Below are 15,841 nucleotides of genomic sequence, written 5' to 3' on the forward strand. Positions count from 1 at the left end.
TCAGTTTTCAAAGAACTACTTGGTCGCTCATTTGCGACTCCCTTATGTTAACATCTTCATGTTTCAATGTCAACTAAGTTTTTCATTTCGTTTGCCACGTTCTGCGTTATTGCATCGGCGACTTGTTCTATATTACACCTCTATACTCTAATCGTCAACATATTTTTCTAAAAAAATATAAAAAGGCTTATTTCTTTTAAAATAAACCTTTTTATCAAATATCATTCTATTCATTTATTATTTTTCTATAATTGGTAACGAAACGATAAACTGAATAATACCATCCTCATATTCCGCTCGAATACTGCCACCTTGCAACTCAACAATACTTTTCGCAATCGCTAATCCAAGTCCCGATCCTTCTGTTACTCTACTTCTAGATTGATCCTTCTTATAAAATCGTTCAAACAAACTCCCTAACTCTTCTCTCGTAAACTCTTCACTATGATTCGCAATTACAATTTGTATATCCCGGCGCTGCCTTTGAAGAGAAACTTTTATCTCCCCATCATCTTTACTATACTTAATCGCGTTCATTAATAAATTATCAAACACACGAACCATCTTTTCCGAATCAACCGCTGCATAGGCACGTTCCTCAGGAAACTTCTTAACAAACGTAAGTCCATGCTCTTCTGCTTGCGGTACTAACTCTTCTATTAATTGCTCCAATAACTCATTTATACAAACCTCTTGTTTTTCTAATATAACTTGCTCATTTGTTAACTTCGTATACTCAAATAAATCTTCTATTAAATTCTTTAACTGCTCCGACTTCGCAAAAGCAATTCTCGTATACTCATCATGTTGTTCTTTATTTTCATATTTAGAATCTCGAAGTAATCGCAAGTAACCCATTATAGAAGTCAGTGGTGTACGTAAATCGTGTGACACATTCGTAATAAGCTCATTCTTTTGCTTCTCTAATTTACGTTCCTTTTCTATATTATTCATAAGCTCTTCCGCCATATTATTAATATTCTCAGTTAAAGACGCAATCTCATCTTCACCTTTTTTCTCAATACGATACGCTAAATTTCCTTTTTCTATTTCCTTTACACCTTGCGCCATCGCTTCAATTTGCTTCATCTTTCTCTTTGTTATATAGAAGAAAGAGAAAATAAATACAAGTACACCTATGAAAAATGGAAACGGTCCTTCTTGCGTATCATATATTACTTCACCTTCCGGAATGCCACTAACAAACATGTATAAATTCTTATCTTCTATTGTAATAGGTGCAAAAGCTATAAATTCTTTTCTTGTACTTTCAAATTCTTTTCTACCATTCATATAATTAATCGCAAACGATGATGCATTACGAATTGTATTATGCAAATCAATTTGTTCTTCTTGCGCCTGCTTCGTCTTATATAAAACTTTTCCACTCTCGTCAGTAACCAACACTTTTAAAGCTCTAGAGTTTTGTTCTAAATTTTGATTCTCTATTTCAATCATACTTGATATAGCTTCTAATTTATTTTCATGAACTGAACTATTTGCCACACTTTGGGCTTGTTGATTAATTTGCTCCATACCAGACCGATAATCGATTGTCGCCTGCCGATTCGCATTCTCAAAAAAAGGTGCTGCTGCTTTTGCTGACAAAATCCCTAACAACGCACAAGCAGTAAACGCAGTAATAAGTTGAATGCGTACACTCCGCTTCACCCTCTTCACTAGCTTTTCAATTAATTCTCTAGTTTTCCTAATATAAGTAAATGGATTAAATATCTTTTTCAATCTTATATCCCACTCCCCATACAGTTTTTATATATCTAGGCTTCCTTGGATTCTCCTCAATCTTCTCACGCACTTTCCGAATATGAACCATTACCGTGTTATCCGACTGGAAAGATCTTTCATTCCAAACCTTTTCATAAATTTGTTCCGCACTAAAGACCATACCCGGGTTACGAGCTAGTAATTCTAAAATTGAAAATTCCCTCGGTGTCAATTTCACTTCTTCTCCATCCACAATAACTTTATGGGTTGAAATGTTTATTTTCATCTCTCCAATTTCTAACTCGTCCTCATTTTGAATAGCAAAACCATTCATCTTCATATAACGACGTAACTGAGATTTAATTCTTGCGATTAACTCTAACGGATTAAATGGTTTCGTTACGTAATCATCTGCACCTGTAGTTAATCCTAAAATCTTGTCCATATCTTGCGTTTTCGCCGAAAGCATAATAATCGGCATTTCTTTCGATTCTCTTACTTTCATACACATATGAATACCATCTACTTTCGGCATCATAATATCCAATACGACTAGATGCACTTCATTTTCTTCTAATAGGCGTAATCCTTCTTCACCATCTCCTGCTTGCAATACTTTATATCCTTCATTCTTTAAATAGATTGTAATTAAATTTCGAATTTCTTTTTCATCATCTACGACAAGTATTGTTTCGTGTGCCACAATATCTCCCCCATCACTTTTTTAATCCCTAACTTCTATTATAGGAAAACTTCTGAAGAAAAACGCTCGGAAATCCTTAAGATTTTCTGAAGACGCAAAAAAGGTCTAGACTCCCCTTAAGTCTAGACCTTTCAAAAAACCCCTTTTATTTACGAACGTAGATGAAATATAGTACGAATAACACTCCCATAACATACATAATTGGATGAATCTCTTTACGACGACCACTTACTACCATTGTAATTGGATAGAAGATAAACCCGATTGCAATCCCTGTCGCAATACTATACGTAAGTGGCATTGAAATGATTGTAAAGAATGCTGGTACTGCAATCTCGAACTTCTTCCAATCAATTTCGCCTAAAGATGAAACCATTAAGATTCCTACAATAATTAAAGCTGGTGCCGTTACAGCTGGTGTTACAACGCTTAATAATGGCGAGAAGAATAGTGCCAGTAAGAAGAACCCTGCTGTTACAACTGCTGTAAATCCAGAACGTCCACCCGCTGCTACCCCAGCAGAAGATTCAATGTAAGACGTTGTTGTTGATGTACCTAAGATTGCACCGATTACAGTTGCAATCGCATCTGCAAATAATGCTTTTCCTGCACGTGGTAATTTATTGTTCTTCATTAATCCAGCTTGATTCGCAACCGCTACAAGTGTACCTGCTGTATCAAAGAAATCGATGAAGAAGAACGTTATAATAACAATCACCATTTGAACAGTGAAAATATCTCCGAAGTGAGTTAACGCCACACCGAACGTTGGTTCTAGACTCGGTATTGCTCCCACTACCGCTTTCGGAGTATCAATTAATCCTGTCGCTACTCCTAAGATTGCTGTAAGAATCATACCGTAGAAAACTGCACCATTTATTTTCTTAATCATGAAGATGATTGTCGTAACAACCCCGAAGATTGCTAGTAACGTTGTGCCCTTTGTTAAATCCCCCAACCCAACAAGAACAGCATCATTTTTCACGATAATTCCGGCATTTTGGAATCCAAGGAAGGCAATGAACAATCCGATACCTGCCGCTACTGCAAACTTTAACTCTGTTGGAATTGCATTAATGATTTTTTCACGAATACCTGAAGCTGTAAGAATAATAAAGATAATACCTGACATTAATGTTCCAGCAATTGCTGTTTGCCACGGAATACCCATCGTTAACACTGCCGTATAAGCAAAGAACGCGTTAATTCCCATCCCCGGCGCCAAAGCAATCGGATACTTCGCGAAGATCCCCATAATTAACGAACCAATCGCTGCTGCTAATGCTGTAGCAACGAATACTGCACCTGGATCCATTCCTGTACCTGCTGGTAACCCTTTAACATTTCCAAGTGACAGCGTAGCAGGATTGACAAATAATACATAAGCCATAGATAAAAATGTCGTTAAACCTGCTATGAACTCTGTTTTATAATTTGTACCGAGTTCATCAAACTGAAAATAGCGTTTCATCTTACGTTTCCCCCGTTATATGATTACTCGCCGTAATCTCCCTAGCCCTCTTTTATCTATTAAAAATAAAAAAGGCTTCCATTGCATATACATGGAAGCGTTCTATGAATAAAGACAAGTTTCCCCTCATCTTTATCTAAACGCCTCGTAGTCAAGCCATTTACGGTAGCTAGGTAGAAACTTTCGGGCCATATCCCCGATATTATACGACGGCATAATATTCACTTTTCGTTTGAATTACATACTCATATTAACTCGAGGAGGTGGTTTTGTCAATTTAAAAACGAACATTTTTATAAACTTTTATAATTTCGTTCGTATTAAGGGTGAAAATACAAAAGATCCATCTATGCATGAGCAATAGATGGATCTTTTTTTATAATATTATTCCCACTCAATAGTTGCTGGTGGCTTGCTTGTTATATCATACACGATACGGTTAACGTGTTTTACTTCGTTTACGATACGTACAGAGATTTTCTCTAATACGTCCCAAGGGATACGTGCCCAGTCAGCTGTCATACCATCGATAGAAGTTACTGCGCGGATACCTACTGTGTAATCGTAAGTACGCTCGTCACCCATAACACCTACACTACGCATACCAGGAAGCGCAGTGAAGTATTGCCAAACTTCGCGGTCTAAGCCTGCTTTAATAATTTCTTCACGTAAAATCGCATCAGATTCACGAACGATTTCTAATTTCTCTTCTGTGATTTCACCTAATACACGAATACCAAGACCAGGGCCTGGGAATGGTTGACGCCATACGATTTCATCAGGAATTCCTAATTCTGATCCTAATACACGTACTTCATCTTTAAATAACGTGTTTAAAGGCTCGATTAATTTGAACTGCATGTCTTCTGGAAGACCACCAACGTTATGGTGAGATTTAATTGTTTGTGCAGTTGCTGTACCACTCTCAACGATATCTGTATAAAGTGTACCTTGTGCTAGGAAGTCCATACCTTGTAATTTAGAAGCTTCATCATCAAATACGTAAATGAATTCATTACCGATTATTTTACGTTTTTGCTCTGGATCTTCTACACCTTTTAACTTGTTCATGAAGCGTTCTTGTGCATCCACTTTAATAACGTTCATGTGGAAGCCTTCGCTGAATGTTTTCATAACGCCTTCTGCTTCACCTTTACGAAGTAAACCGTGGTCAACGAAAATACATGTTAATTGGTCGCCGATTGCTTTATGAATTAATACTGCTACAACAGAAGAGTCTACACCGCCGCTAAGTGCGCATAGTACTTTTTTGTCTCCAACAGTTTCACGGATTTTCTCTAATTCTACTTCGATAAAGTTCTCCATGTTCCATCCTTCAGAACAACCACATGCGCCGAATACGAAGTTTTTAATTAAATCGTTACCGTGCTCAGAGTGACGTACTTCTGGGTGGAATTGTACACCGTATAAGTTTTGCTCTTCATTGCTCATACCAGCAATCGGACAAGACTCACTTGTCGCATCTACTACGAATCCTTCAGGTAAACCAGTTACTAAGTCGCCATGGCTCATCCATACAACTTGCTCTTCTGGAAGGTTCGTATATAATTTTGATTCGTTCTCTACTTTAAGAACAGCTTTTCCGTACTCACGGTGGTTTGCACGTTCTACTTTCCCACCGAAGTGTTGCGTCATAAGCTGCATACCGTAACAAATACCGAAGATCGGTAATCCTAGTTCAAAGATTTTTTCATCACAATGTAATGCGCCTTCACCGTATACACTATTTGGTCCACCAGAGAAGATAATCCCTTTTGGATTCATTGCTTTAATTTCTTCTGCAGTAATTGTATGTGGATGAAGTTCACTGTATACACCGAACTCACGAATTCGACGTGCTATTAACTGATTGTACTGACTCCCAAAATCTAAAACGATAATTGTATCATGCTGCTTCTTCAAAATAATCACCCCAACGTTAGTTCTCGTATATAAATATTTTTACCAATTAGGCAAAAAGCATTACTAATATAATAAAAAAAGCCAGTCCTCCGCCTCTAGTCTCATAACAAAGAAAAGGCAGGGGTCTGGCTTTATAAAGAAAGATAGTCTTCCGCTCTTTATAAATATAAGACGCACTGCCTTCATAGTCAGGTTGTTTACGGTAACCCGGTAGAGACTCTCAAACCATATCATCGAGGATATATGAAGGATTGTTTTATATTATCTTCCTAGATTCTAACAATGAAGTATCGATATGGTCAAGAGAGAAAGCGACAAAATTCTACAGAAATTAATTTCCTTTTCTAAAAAACATAAAAAAACATCCATTTCTATATAGAAATGGATGTTTTTCGAGCAAACGGAATTACATCATTCCGCCCATACCGCCCATGCCCATGCCGCCCATGTCAGGCATTGCTGGTGCATTTGGTTCTGGCTTGTCAGCTACTACAGCTTCAGTCGTTAAGAACATAGCTGCAACAGATGCTGCGTTTTGAAGTGCAGAGCGAGTTACTTTAGCTGGATCTACGATACCAGTTTCAAGCATGTTAACCCACTCGCCAGTAGCTGCGTTGAAACCAACGCCTACTTTTTCGCCTTTTAGACGCTCTACAACTACAGATCCTTCTAGACCAGCGTTGATTGCGATTTGACGAACTGGCTCTTCTAGTGCGCGAAGTACGATGTTGATACCTGTTGCTTCGTCGCCTTCAGCTACGATAGAAGCTACTTTCGTGTATACGTTCATAAGTGAAGTACCACCACCTGCAACGATACCTTCTTCTACTGCTGCACGAGTTGAGTTAAGTGCATCTTCAATACGAAGTTTGCGCTCTTTTAACTCAGTTTCAGTTGCTGCACCTACTTTAATTACTGCTACGCCACCTGCAAGTTTTGCAAGACGCTCTTGTAATTTTTCACGATCGAATTCAGAAGTAGTTTCTTCTAATTGCGCGCGGATTTGGCCAATGCGAGCTTCGATTTGTTGTGAATTTCCGATACCTTCAACTACAGTTGTGTTTTCTTTCGTTACAACAACTTTACCAGCGCGTCCTAAAGATTCAACTGTAGCAGATTTTAAGTCACGACCTAATTCTTCAGTGATTACTTCGCCACCAGTTAAGATTGCGATATCTTCTAGCATTGCTTTACGACGGTCACCAAATCCAGGAGCTTTAACAGCTACTACATTGAATGTACCACGAAGTTTGTTCACTACTAATGTAGCTAAAGCTTCGCCTTCTACGTCTTCAGCGATGATAAGAAGTGGTTTACCTTGTTGTACCACTTGCTCTAATACTGGTAAGATTTCTTGGATGTTAGAAATCTTCTTATCAGTAATTAAGATGTATGGGTTATCAAGAACTGCTTCCATTTTGTCAGAATCAGTAATCATGTAAGGAGATGCATATCCACGATCAAATTGCATACCTTCTACTACGTCTAATTCTGTTGTAAATCCTTTAGATTCTTCTAAAGTAATAACGCCGTCGTTACCAACGCGCTCCATTGCTTCAGCGATTAATTGACCAACTTCTTCGTCAGCCGCAGAAATAGCAGCTACTTGTGCGATAGAAGATTTACCTTCGATTGGTTTAGAAATCTCTTTTAATTCTGCGATTGCAGCAGTAACAGCTTTTTCGATACCTTTACGAAGACCCATTGGGTTCGCACCAGCTGTTACGTTTTTAAGACCTTCACGAATCATAGCTTGTGCTAATACAGTTGCAGTTGTCGTTCCGTCACCAGCTACATCATTTGTTTTGCTAGCAACTTCTGCTACTAATTTTGCACCCATGTTTTCGAATGCATCTTCTAATTCGATTTCTTTTGCAATTGTTACACCGTCATTTGTAATAAGTGGTGAACCGAATTTTTTCTCAAGTACAACGTTACGACCTTTTGGTCCAAGCGTTACTTTTACTGCGTTTGCAAGAGTGTCGACACCGCGAAGCATCGAACGACGTGCTTCTTCACTAAATTTAATATCTTTTGCCATAATAATTGACCCCCTTGATTTTTTTAAGATTTATATAATTAACCGATAACTGCTAAAATGTCACTTTCACGTAAAATCAAGTAGTCAGTACCTTCATATTTCACTTCAGTACCTGCATATTTTGAGAAGATGATAAGATCACCTGCAGCTACCTCTAAAGCAACACGCTCACCATTTTCAAGCACTCGACCAGTACCTACTGCAATAACTTTACCCTCTTGTGGTTTTTCTTTTGCAGTGTCTGGTAATACAATACCACTTGCTGTTTTTTCTTCTGCTTGAACAAGCTCAATTACAACGCGATCACCTAATGGCTTTAGCATGAACAATAACCTCCTCATTTTGTTATGTAAATTTTATTTATTAGCACTCAAGTCACTCGAGTGCTAACACACTTATAATAATAAATAATCTCAATTTCTTTTGCAAGTAAAAAAATCATAATTTTTTCGCAAATTAAGCTATACACTTTTCTATATAGAGTCCCTCTTCTTCTACCTTTACCATATGAATCGTTGTTTCCACTACTCGTATGTTACAATATGAAAGGACACCCTAAGTTGTTTTCGCTATACACACAACTTTCTCCTGTCTTCTATTATAATTTCAAATAAGGATTTACGAAAAAAACATAATTTAAGTGAAGTTTATATCGTAGGTAGCATACTTACATGTTATCCTACCTTATCTCATACACTAGAGTTAGAAAGGATGGTTAAACCATTTGAAAAAACAATATTGGTGGGTTATCGTTACATACATTTTAATGCAGTTATCATCCATTGCTGGATTACCACTTCTGCTGAAAACTGGACTTTATGATAACAGGGGATTTACTAGAGAAGAGAAATTTCAACTCATAACTGGCCACTGGGCAATCATTAGCTTCTTTATTGCATTATGTATCGTACTTTGGTTACTTAGAACAGATATTCGTGACAGACGTTTAGATACAATGCGCTCTACTGTTCCAGCTACGATTGGTTGGATTTTTATCGGGTTCTTCCTAGCATTTTTCTCACAAAGTATTGCCGGTATGATAGAAATGCGTGTATTAGGAATTAAACCTGGATCAGAAAATACAGCAAGACTTATGGATATCGCAAGAACGACACCTTGGTTCCTTATCGTCATCTCTATAATAGGACCTATTTTGGAAGAAATCGTATTTAGAAAAATTTTATTTGGTACACTTTATAAGAAGTTTAACTTCTTTATCGCTGCTATCATTAGTTCTCTTGTATTCGCAGCAATTCATTTTGATTTCACTCACTTATTGGTATACACTTCTATGGGACTCGTATTCGCCTTTTTATATGTAAAAACGAAGCGTATTATCGTCCCTATCGCAGCTCATGTTGCAATGAATACATTAGTTGCAGTTGCTCAAGTTTTAATGAGCAATGAACAAATTCAAGAAATGATTAAAGAAGCTGAAAAAATGCAAGGCTTTATCGGAGGATTTTTAGTATGAGGAACTCACCATTGTTCATGGCTGCATTGTACTTCCTTCTAGGATGTATCTTTACACGCTTCGCCATTACGAACGTAACAGATACAATCTGGAATATGTGGACAATACTATTTGCAGTTATGGCAACAATTGATTTTAATTTGGCACTTCGCCTTATATTAGTTAAATTCACAAAGAAAAAACAATAATAAAACGCAGAGGTCGCTTCCTCTGCGTTTTATTGTGGATAATTCTTTAAAAAGTAAACGAGTGTTTGTAACTCTACCGCTAAATCAATATGGTGAATTCTTATATTATCTGACACATTTAAGCGCGCTGGTGTGAAATTTAAAATACCATGCACGTTCGTTTCTGCCAATCTATCTGCTACAGATTGTGCTACTGTAGCGGGTACTGTTAATATTGCCACTTGTATATCAGTTGATAAACGTTCTTCTAATTCATCTAAATGATATACAGGAATGCCCCCGATTTCTGTCCCGACTTTCTCTTCACTAACATCAAACGCCATTTCAATTTTTGTATTATTGTTTTTCGTGAAATTATAATGTAAGAAAGCGGTCCCTAAATTACCTACTCCAATAAGTGCTACACGTGTTATATCATCTTGGTCGAGTGTTTCACGGAAAAATGATAATAAATAATTTACGTTATATCCATAACCTTTTTTCCCTAACGCTCCAAAATACGAAAAATCTCTTCGAATCGTTGCGGAATCAACTTTTACCGCTTCGCTCAATTCGGCTGATGAAACACGTTGCTTACCAGAAAGAGATAAGTTTTGGATAAATCGATAGTATAGAGGCAATCGTTTGGCAGTGGCCTGTGGAATTTTTTGCTGCTCCATATAACCTCTCCTCTCTTCCTATCTTTATTCATATACTTGAATCAAATACAGAAGTTTAGCACTCATGAATTTCCCTGTATAATAAAGAGAAGAAGTATTCTCTCTTTATTTTAAACTATACACTATTTTTAGTATGATTGAGAAATATAAACATGGCAAAGTTAAGAAATTATTTGAGGTGAAAACATTGATTTTATTACAAGTAAACGCGCTTACGAAATTATACGGTGCAGAAACGATTCTTGCAAACATAAAATTAGAAGTTCAAACGAAAGATCGTATCGCATTAGTCGGACGAAATGGGGCCGGAAAATCTACATTATTAAAAATAATAGCTGGTGAGCTATCTCATGATGGTGGCGAAATTATAAAACCAAAAGATGTCTCAATCGGATATTTAGCTCAAAATACCGGGTTAGAAACGTCTTTAACAATTTGGGATGAAATGTTAACCGTCTTTACACACTTGCAGCAAATGGAGACAAAACTTCGAAGGCTAGAGCAAGAGATGGGAAAAGAAGAAAACTTTTCAAACGAGGCTACATATGAAAGATTATTAGCTGATTATGACCAATTGCAATTAGATTATAAAGATCAAGGTGGATATCAATATGAAGCAGATATTCGCTCGATTTTAAGTGGTCTTGGCTTCCCAGTTGAAACGCACCAGACGACGATTTCTACATTAAGTGGTGGACAAAAAACACGATTAGCTCTCGGTAAATTATTATTAACGAAACCAGACCTACTTATTTTGGACGAGCCTACAAACCATTTAGACATCGAAACATTAACATGGCTTGAACAATATTTACAAGGCTATCCTGGCGCAATACTAATCGTTTCCCATGACCGTTATTTCTTAGATAAACTCGTTACACAAGTATATGAAATTTCGAATAAAGAAAGCAGACGATTTGTTGGTAACTACAGTAAATATTTAGACTTAAAATCAGCATTATACGAGCAAGACATGAAACGTTATGAAAAACAACAAGATGAAATCGCTAAGCTTGAGGATTTCGTTCAAAAAAATATAGCTCGCGCATCTACGACAAAACGTGCGCAAAGCCGTCGTAAACAATTAGATAGAATGGAATTATTGACTAGACCATTAGGTGATTCTAAGTCAGCATCCTTCCACTTCGATATCGAAAAACAAAGTGGAAATGATGTTTTACAAGTAAAGGATGCAACTATCGGCTATGATGATGATCCGATTATTGAACATGTAACTATGCGCTTAACTCGTGGGGATAGCGTTGCTTTAGTTGGTCCAAACGGAATTGGGAAATCCACATTATTAAAATCACTTGTGAATAAGTTACCACTATTAAATGGTCATGTTTCTTTCGGATCCAATGTATCTGTTGGTTATTATGATCAAGAACAAGCAAATTTAACATCTTCTAAGCGAGTTTTAAATGAGTTATGGGATGAATATCCATTGCAGCCCGAAAAAGAAATTCGCACGATATTAGGTAACTTCTTATTCACAGGGGATGATGTACTAAAACCAGTATCTTCTCTTAGTGGTGGACAAAAAGCTCGATTAGCTCTTGCAAAACTTATGATGCAAAAATCGAATTTATTAATTCTCGATGAACCTACGAACCATCTTGATTTAAATAGTAAAGAAATTTTGGAGAATGCTTTAATTGATTATCCAGGCACCCTTCTATTTGTTTCACATGACCGCTACTTTATTAATCGTGTAACGACGACCGTTGTTGAGTTGTCAACAGAAGGTGCACAAGAGTATTTAGGCGATTACGATTACTATGTGGAGAAGAAAAATGAAATGATTGAACGCGCAGCATTTGAACAACAAGAGCAGCAAGAAAACCAAGCACCTGTTCAAAAAACTGTAGCTCAAGAAAAATTAAATTATCTCGAAGAAAAAGAGCGTAAACAATTAGAACGTCAACGCACTCGAAAAATTGAGGAACTAGAACAAAATATTGTAGAATTTGAAGAAGAAATTGCTACGTTAGAAGATCAACTTTGCTTACCAGAAATATACGCAGATTATGAAAAGGCTAGTGAAATTACAACGAAAAAGCAAACACTACAAGAGCAACTTGATGCTTGTATGGCAGAATGGGAAGAATTACATTTATAAGAGTATGAATAAGAAGGATGTCTCATAAGTCGGGATTTTTGACTATGCGACATCCTTTTTATCTTCTAGCTGGGGTATAAACGCTTCGACAAGACGTACCGATTTACCGACAAAGTTTGACAACGTTGGCTCGCCCCTATAATAAGGGCACATTTCAAAATGTTTTTTAGAGATATCTTCTTGCGATTTATTTCCCAAAAAAAGAATACATTCAAAGGTCAGACTTCACCTACTTTATCCACAGGTTTATACACATATCCACCTTTATAAAATAAACTCCAAAATAACTTTTCCACATTATCCACAATACCCAAAAAAGTTATCAACATTTTATATACACAATAAAACCCATATTATCAACAGATAATATGGGTTTTATCCACAAGCTGTGGTTAATTTTGTGCATAACTATGCTTCAATATCTAATCCTGGATTTGCATTTAAAGCTAATGTAGCACGTTTTCCTTGTTCATATGCAATTGTACCTGCGGCTGCAATCATCGCTGCATTATCGGTACATAAAGATAGTGGAGGAATAATTAGCTCAATATTTTCTTTTGTCGCAAATTCCGCTTCCAAACGTGCGCGAAGTCCTTTATTCGCAGCTACTCCACCAGCAAGAAGAAGTTGCTTTACGTTATATGCTTCTGCTGCACGAGATGCTTTCGTTACAAGCACATCTATTACACTTTCTTGGAAACTTGCCGCTAAATCTTCCGGTGCAATTTCTATCCCGCGTTGTTTTGCGTTATGCACAGTGTTGATAACTGCTGATTTCAATCCACTAAAACTGAAATCATACGAATCAGGTTCTAGCCATGCACGAGGCAAATCGATTGTCGGTTCCCCTTCATGTGCAAGGCGATCAATATGAGGACCACCTGGATATGGCATGGATAACGTTCGAGCTACTTTATCATATGCCTCTCCAGCTGCATCATCTCTTGTTTCACCAATCACTTCGAATGAACCATGTTCTTTCATATAAACAAGCTCCGTATGTCCACCAGATACAACAAGTGATAGTAGTGGGAATTGAACTTCTTTCACTAAACGGTTCGCATAAATGTGCCCAGCGATATGATGAACACCCACTAAAGGAATATCATGTGCAAAAGCCACTGCTTTCGCTGCATTTACCCCTATTAAAAGCGCTCCTACTAAACCAGGTCCTTCTGTTACAGCAATTGCATCAATATCATCAAATGTGATATTTGCTTCTTTTAAAGCTTCTTCTAACACAACTGTAATTTCTTCTACATGATGACGAGATGCAATCTCTGGTACAACTCCGCCAAAACGTTTATGACTTTCAATTTGTGATGCAACGACATTCGCAATAATTTCCGTTCCATTTTTAACAACTGCTACTGCTGTTTCATCACAACTTGTTTCAATACCAAGTATAATCGTATTTTTTTCCATTATATATTCACCCACATTACGAGACCATCTTCCTGATTGTCTGCATAGTATCGTTTACGAATTCCACCATTTTGAAATCCGTATTTTCTGTATAACTGTTTTGCTACTTCATTTGATACACGTACTTCAAGTGTCATCGTTTTTACTCCTAAATCTTTCGCTTCGGAAATAACTTCTTTCAATAAAGCATCCCCTAGCTTTTGACCTCTGTATTCTGGCAAAATAGCTACATTTGTTATATGTGATTCATCAATAATTATCCACAATCCACAATACCCAATTACACGACCATCTTTTTCTAGCACAACATAATGTGCATGTTCATTCGTCGTTAACTCACGGTGAAAGGCATCTGCAGTCCAAGGAGTTGAAAAAGACGCTTCTTCAATAGCTACAATTTGAGCGATATCACCGAGTTCCATCTTTCTAAATACCATATCCATCTTCTGCAAGCTCCTACTTGTTTTGACTTTCTAACCACTTTGTTTCGGCTTCAGCTAAACGAAGATAACTAGGAACAAATGAATGTACGTCTTGTTCCTCTTTTTGTAATCCTAAGAACGCCAACTCACTTGGTCTTGGGTTATTTTTAGTAAAAGGAGCAAATACAGCTTGATTGCCTAAATGTTCTATTATTGTTTCTTTGTGCAATTTAACATCGTTACCAATAAATAAAACCGGCTTTCCTTTATCTTTTAACATTTGCAACCAGTCTACAATAAGGATGATTCGGTCTTCTTCTATAGAAGTTAAATGCTCTCCTTCATATGTATATAACCCAGTATAAATTTGTCCGCGTCTTCCATCAAATAAAGGACAGATTAATCCATCAAAATTAGCACCGTTTGCAGCCACTACTTCTAAACTTGATACACCTACAATTGGTATTTGAAGTGACCAAGCTAATGTTTTTGCAGCTGTCACACCTATACGAACACCTGTATATGATCCAGGTCCAGCAGCTACAACGATTTTAGTTAATTCTTTCGGTTTTACACCACATTCTTTTAACAATTTCTCTACAGCTGGCATAAGACGTACAGAATGGTTTTTTGTTAAGTTTGTAATGATTTCCCCAATTACGTTTCCTTCCTCAATAAGGGATACACCCATTACGTAATTTGAAGTATCAATTGCTAGTACTTTCATCTTGTAATAGCTCCTCACATAATCTAATATATCGATCTCCAATTGGCTCGAGTACAATTTTCCTTGTATCATCTCCAGCATGGAATAAACTAATTTGTAACTTCTCATTTGGTAAAAATGCTTCTATTAAATGAGCCCATTCTACTACGGTAATTCCTTCACCGTAGAAATACTCATCAAAACCTAAGTCCTCTTCACTTTCCGCTAAGCGATACACGTCCATATGATATAGCGGCAATCTCCCTTTATATTCTTTAATAATATTAAAGGTAGGACTATTTACAACTCTTTTCACTCCAAGACCTTTTGCTAGCCCTTTTGTAAAAGTTGTCTTACCAGCCCCTAGATCTCCTTCTAAAATAATTACATCTTGTGCACCGACAAGTCCACCTAGTTTTTCTGATAATCTTTGTGTTTCCTCAGAAGAGTTTGTTGTTATTTCATATTTACTCACAGACTTCACCTACTTTACTCACAATGTTCTCTGCTCTTTATTATACAGGTTTTGAATATATAAAAAAGTCCTTAGGAGTTTTCCTAAGGATAGTTTGACTGTCTTTATTAGTTTTTTGTTAAAACAAATAAAAAAATACGAAACAACATGTTTCGTTCTTTTCTTTATATAAAATGGCGGTCCCGACCGGGGTCGAACCGGCGATCTCCTGCGTGACAGGCAGGCATGTTAACCACTACACCACGGGACCATTTGGTTGCGGGGACAGGATTTGAACCTGCGACCTTCGGGTTATGAGCCCGACGAGCTACCGTACTGCTCCACCCCGCGATGATATAAATAGCCTGGCAACGTCCTACTCTCACAGGGACAAGGTCCCAACTACCATCGGCGCTAGAGAGCTTAACTTCCGTGTTCGGTATGGGAACGGGTGTGACCTCTCTGCCATCATTACCAGACTGTATTCATTTAAGACAAGAATCATCATAACTTATTTAACTTTTAAAG

Annotated in this window: 14 protein-coding genes, 2 tRNA genes, 1 rRNA gene and 2 riboswitches; of the genes, 3 read left to right on the top strand and 14 right to left on the bottom strand. The window is 37.2% G+C overall.

The window, feature by feature from the left end; translation table 11 throughout:
• Positions 1–237: 237 nt before the first annotated feature.
• The 6 genes from DN393_RS30670 to groES form a co-directional block, all read right to left on the bottom strand.
• Positions 238–1,743, bottom strand: coding sequence for a sensor histidine kinase (locus DN393_RS30670; RefSeq protein WP_088046836.1), 1,506 nt, complete (start codon positions 1,741–1,743; stop codon positions 238–240).
• Complete coding sequence (locus tag DN393_RS30675) at positions 1,727–2,428, bottom strand: response regulator transcription factor (protein ID WP_064475196.1); 702 nt, start codon at positions 2,426–2,428, stop codon at positions 1,727–1,729. Before DN393_RS30675 ends, DN393_RS30670 begins: the two co-directional genes overlap by 17 nt.
• A gap of 145 nt (positions 2,429–2,573) precedes the next feature.
• Complete coding sequence (locus DN393_RS30680) at positions 2,574–3,899, bottom strand: NCS2 family permease (protein ID WP_000833102.1); 1,326 nt, start codon at positions 3,897–3,899, stop codon at positions 2,574–2,576.
• A 128-nt stretch (positions 3,900–4,027) separates the two neighbouring features.
• A riboswitch (purine riboswitch) is annotated at positions 4,028–4,129 on the bottom strand.
• 154 nt (positions 4,130–4,283) lie between these two features.
• Positions 4,284–5,822, bottom strand: a complete 1,539-nt coding sequence (gene guaA, locus DN393_RS30685) for a glutamine-hydrolyzing GMP synthase (RefSeq protein ID WP_132136588.1) — start codon at positions 5,820–5,822, stop codon at positions 4,284–4,286.
• Positions 5,823–5,987: 165 nt separating this feature from the next.
• Positions 5,988–6,089, bottom strand: a riboswitch (purine riboswitch).
• Between the two features lie 139 nt (positions 6,090–6,228).
• The gene (gene groL, locus DN393_RS30690) at positions 6,229–7,863 is read right to left on the bottom strand and encodes a chaperonin GroEL (protein WP_073519048.1); all 1,635 of its coding nucleotides are present in this window, start codon (positions 7,861–7,863) and stop codon (positions 6,229–6,231) included.
• A gap of 38 nt (positions 7,864–7,901) precedes the next feature.
• The gene (groES, locus tag DN393_RS30695; protein WP_000917306.1) at positions 7,902–8,186 is read right to left on the bottom strand and encodes a co-chaperone GroES; all 285 of its coding nucleotides are present in this window, start codon (positions 8,184–8,186) and stop codon (positions 7,902–7,904) included.
• 401 nt (positions 8,187–8,587) lie between these two features.
• Between groES and DN393_RS30700 the strand changes: the two genes are divergently transcribed.
• Positions 8,588–9,337: a CPBP family intramembrane glutamic endopeptidase gene (locus DN393_RS30700; protein WP_000745348.1), complete on the top strand. Its 750-nt coding sequence runs from the start codon at positions 8,588–8,590 to the stop codon at positions 9,335–9,337.
• Entirely contained in the window at positions 9,334–9,525 is a 192-nt protein-coding gene (locus DN393_RS30705; RefSeq protein WP_001246201.1) for a YdiK family protein, read from the top strand. Before DN393_RS30700 ends, DN393_RS30705 begins: the two co-directional genes overlap by 4 nt.
• Positions 9,526–9,554: 29 nt before the next feature.
• On the opposite strand, the gene DN393_RS30710 is transcribed toward DN393_RS30705, so the two are convergent.
• On the bottom strand, positions 9,555–10,184 hold the full coding sequence (locus DN393_RS30710; protein ID WP_000437704.1) for a redox-sensing transcriptional repressor Rex: 630 nt from the start codon (positions 10,182–10,184) through the stop codon (positions 9,555–9,557).
• Between the two features lie 187 nt (positions 10,185–10,371).
• Between DN393_RS30710 and DN393_RS30715 the strand changes: the two genes are divergently transcribed.
• Positions 10,372–12,306, top strand: coding sequence for an ABC-F family ATP-binding cassette domain-containing protein (locus DN393_RS30715; RefSeq protein WP_218779097.1), 1,935 nt, complete (start codon positions 10,372–10,374; stop codon positions 12,304–12,306).
• Between the two features lie 408 nt (positions 12,307–12,714).
• Here DN393_RS30715 and tsaD read toward each other — a convergent pair whose 3' ends face one another.
• From tsaD to rrf, 7 genes are all read right to left on the bottom strand, one after another.
• Positions 12,715–13,731, bottom strand: coding sequence for a tRNA (adenosine(37)-N6)-threonylcarbamoyltransferase complex transferase subunit TsaD (tsaD, locus tag DN393_RS30720; protein WP_064475181.1), 1,017 nt, complete (start codon positions 13,729–13,731; stop codon positions 12,715–12,717).
• Positions 13,731–14,174 carry a ribosomal protein S18-alanine N-acetyltransferase gene (rimI, locus tag DN393_RS30725; RefSeq protein WP_064475180.1) on the bottom strand — a complete coding sequence of 148 codons (444 nt, stop codon included), beginning with the start codon at positions 14,172–14,174 and terminating at the stop codon, positions 13,731–13,733. The genes tsaD and rimI overlap by 1 nt, the downstream gene beginning before the upstream one ends.
• 13 nt (positions 14,175–14,187) lie before the next feature.
• Positions 14,188–14,880, bottom strand: coding sequence for a tRNA (adenosine(37)-N6)-threonylcarbamoyltransferase complex dimerization subunit type 1 TsaB (tsaB, locus tag DN393_RS30730; RefSeq protein WP_064475179.1), 693 nt, complete (start codon positions 14,878–14,880; stop codon positions 14,188–14,190).
• Positions 14,861–15,334 carry a tRNA (adenosine(37)-N6)-threonylcarbamoyltransferase complex ATPase subunit type 1 TsaE gene (tsaE, locus tag DN393_RS30735; RefSeq protein ID WP_000049636.1) on the bottom strand — a complete coding sequence of 158 codons (474 nt, stop codon included), beginning with the start codon at positions 15,332–15,334 and terminating at the stop codon, positions 14,861–14,863. The genes tsaB and tsaE overlap by 20 nt, the downstream gene beginning before the upstream one ends.
• Before the next feature lie 174 nt (positions 15,335–15,508).
• Positions 15,509–15,584, bottom strand: a tRNA-Asp gene (locus tag DN393_RS30740).
• Positions 15,585–15,587: 3 nt separating this feature from the next.
• A tRNA-Met gene (locus DN393_RS30745) sits at positions 15,588–15,664 on the bottom strand.
• A gap of 12 nt (positions 15,665–15,676) precedes the next feature.
• Positions 15,677–15,792 (bottom strand): 5S ribosomal RNA (rrf, locus tag DN393_RS30750).
• Between the last annotated feature and the right edge of the window lie 49 nt (positions 15,793–15,841).

Origin of the sequence: Bacillus sp. BPN334 (assembly GCF_008368885.1) — a bacterium.
In the GTDB taxonomy this organism is placed as follows: domain Bacteria; phylum Bacillota; class Bacilli; order Bacillales; family Bacillaceae_G; genus Bacillus_A; species Bacillus_A wiedmannii.

Excerpts from the sequence above, each read along its gene's own strand:
- DN393_RS30710 (WP_000437704.1), bottom strand. The coding sequence starts at position 10,184 with ATGGAGCAGCAAAAAATTCCACAGGCCACTGCCAAACGATTGCCTCTA.
- rimI (WP_064475180.1), bottom strand. The coding sequence starts at position 14,174 with ATGGATATGGTATTTAGAAAGATGGAACTCGGTGATATCGCTCAAATT.
- tsaD (WP_064475181.1), bottom strand. The coding sequence starts at position 13,731 with ATGGAAAAAAATACGATTATACTTGGTATTGAAACAAGTTGTGATGAA.
- DN393_RS30705 (WP_001246201.1), top strand. The coding sequence starts at position 9,334 with ATGAGGAACTCACCATTGTTCATGGCTGCATTGTACTTCCTTCTAGGA.
- groL (WP_073519048.1), bottom strand. The coding sequence starts at position 7,863 with ATGGCAAAAGATATTAAATTTAGTGAAGAAGCACGTCGTTCGATGCTT.
- DN393_RS30680 (WP_000833102.1), bottom strand. The coding sequence starts at position 3,899 with ATGAAACGCTATTTTCAGTTTGATGAACTCGGTACAAATTATAAAACA.
- groES (WP_000917306.1), bottom strand. The coding sequence starts at position 8,186 with ATGCTAAAGCCATTAGGTGATCGCGTTGTAATTGAGCTTGTTCAAGCA.
- tsaB (WP_064475179.1), bottom strand. The coding sequence starts at position 14,880 with ATGAAAGTACTAGCAATTGATACTTCAAATTACGTAATGGGTGTATCC.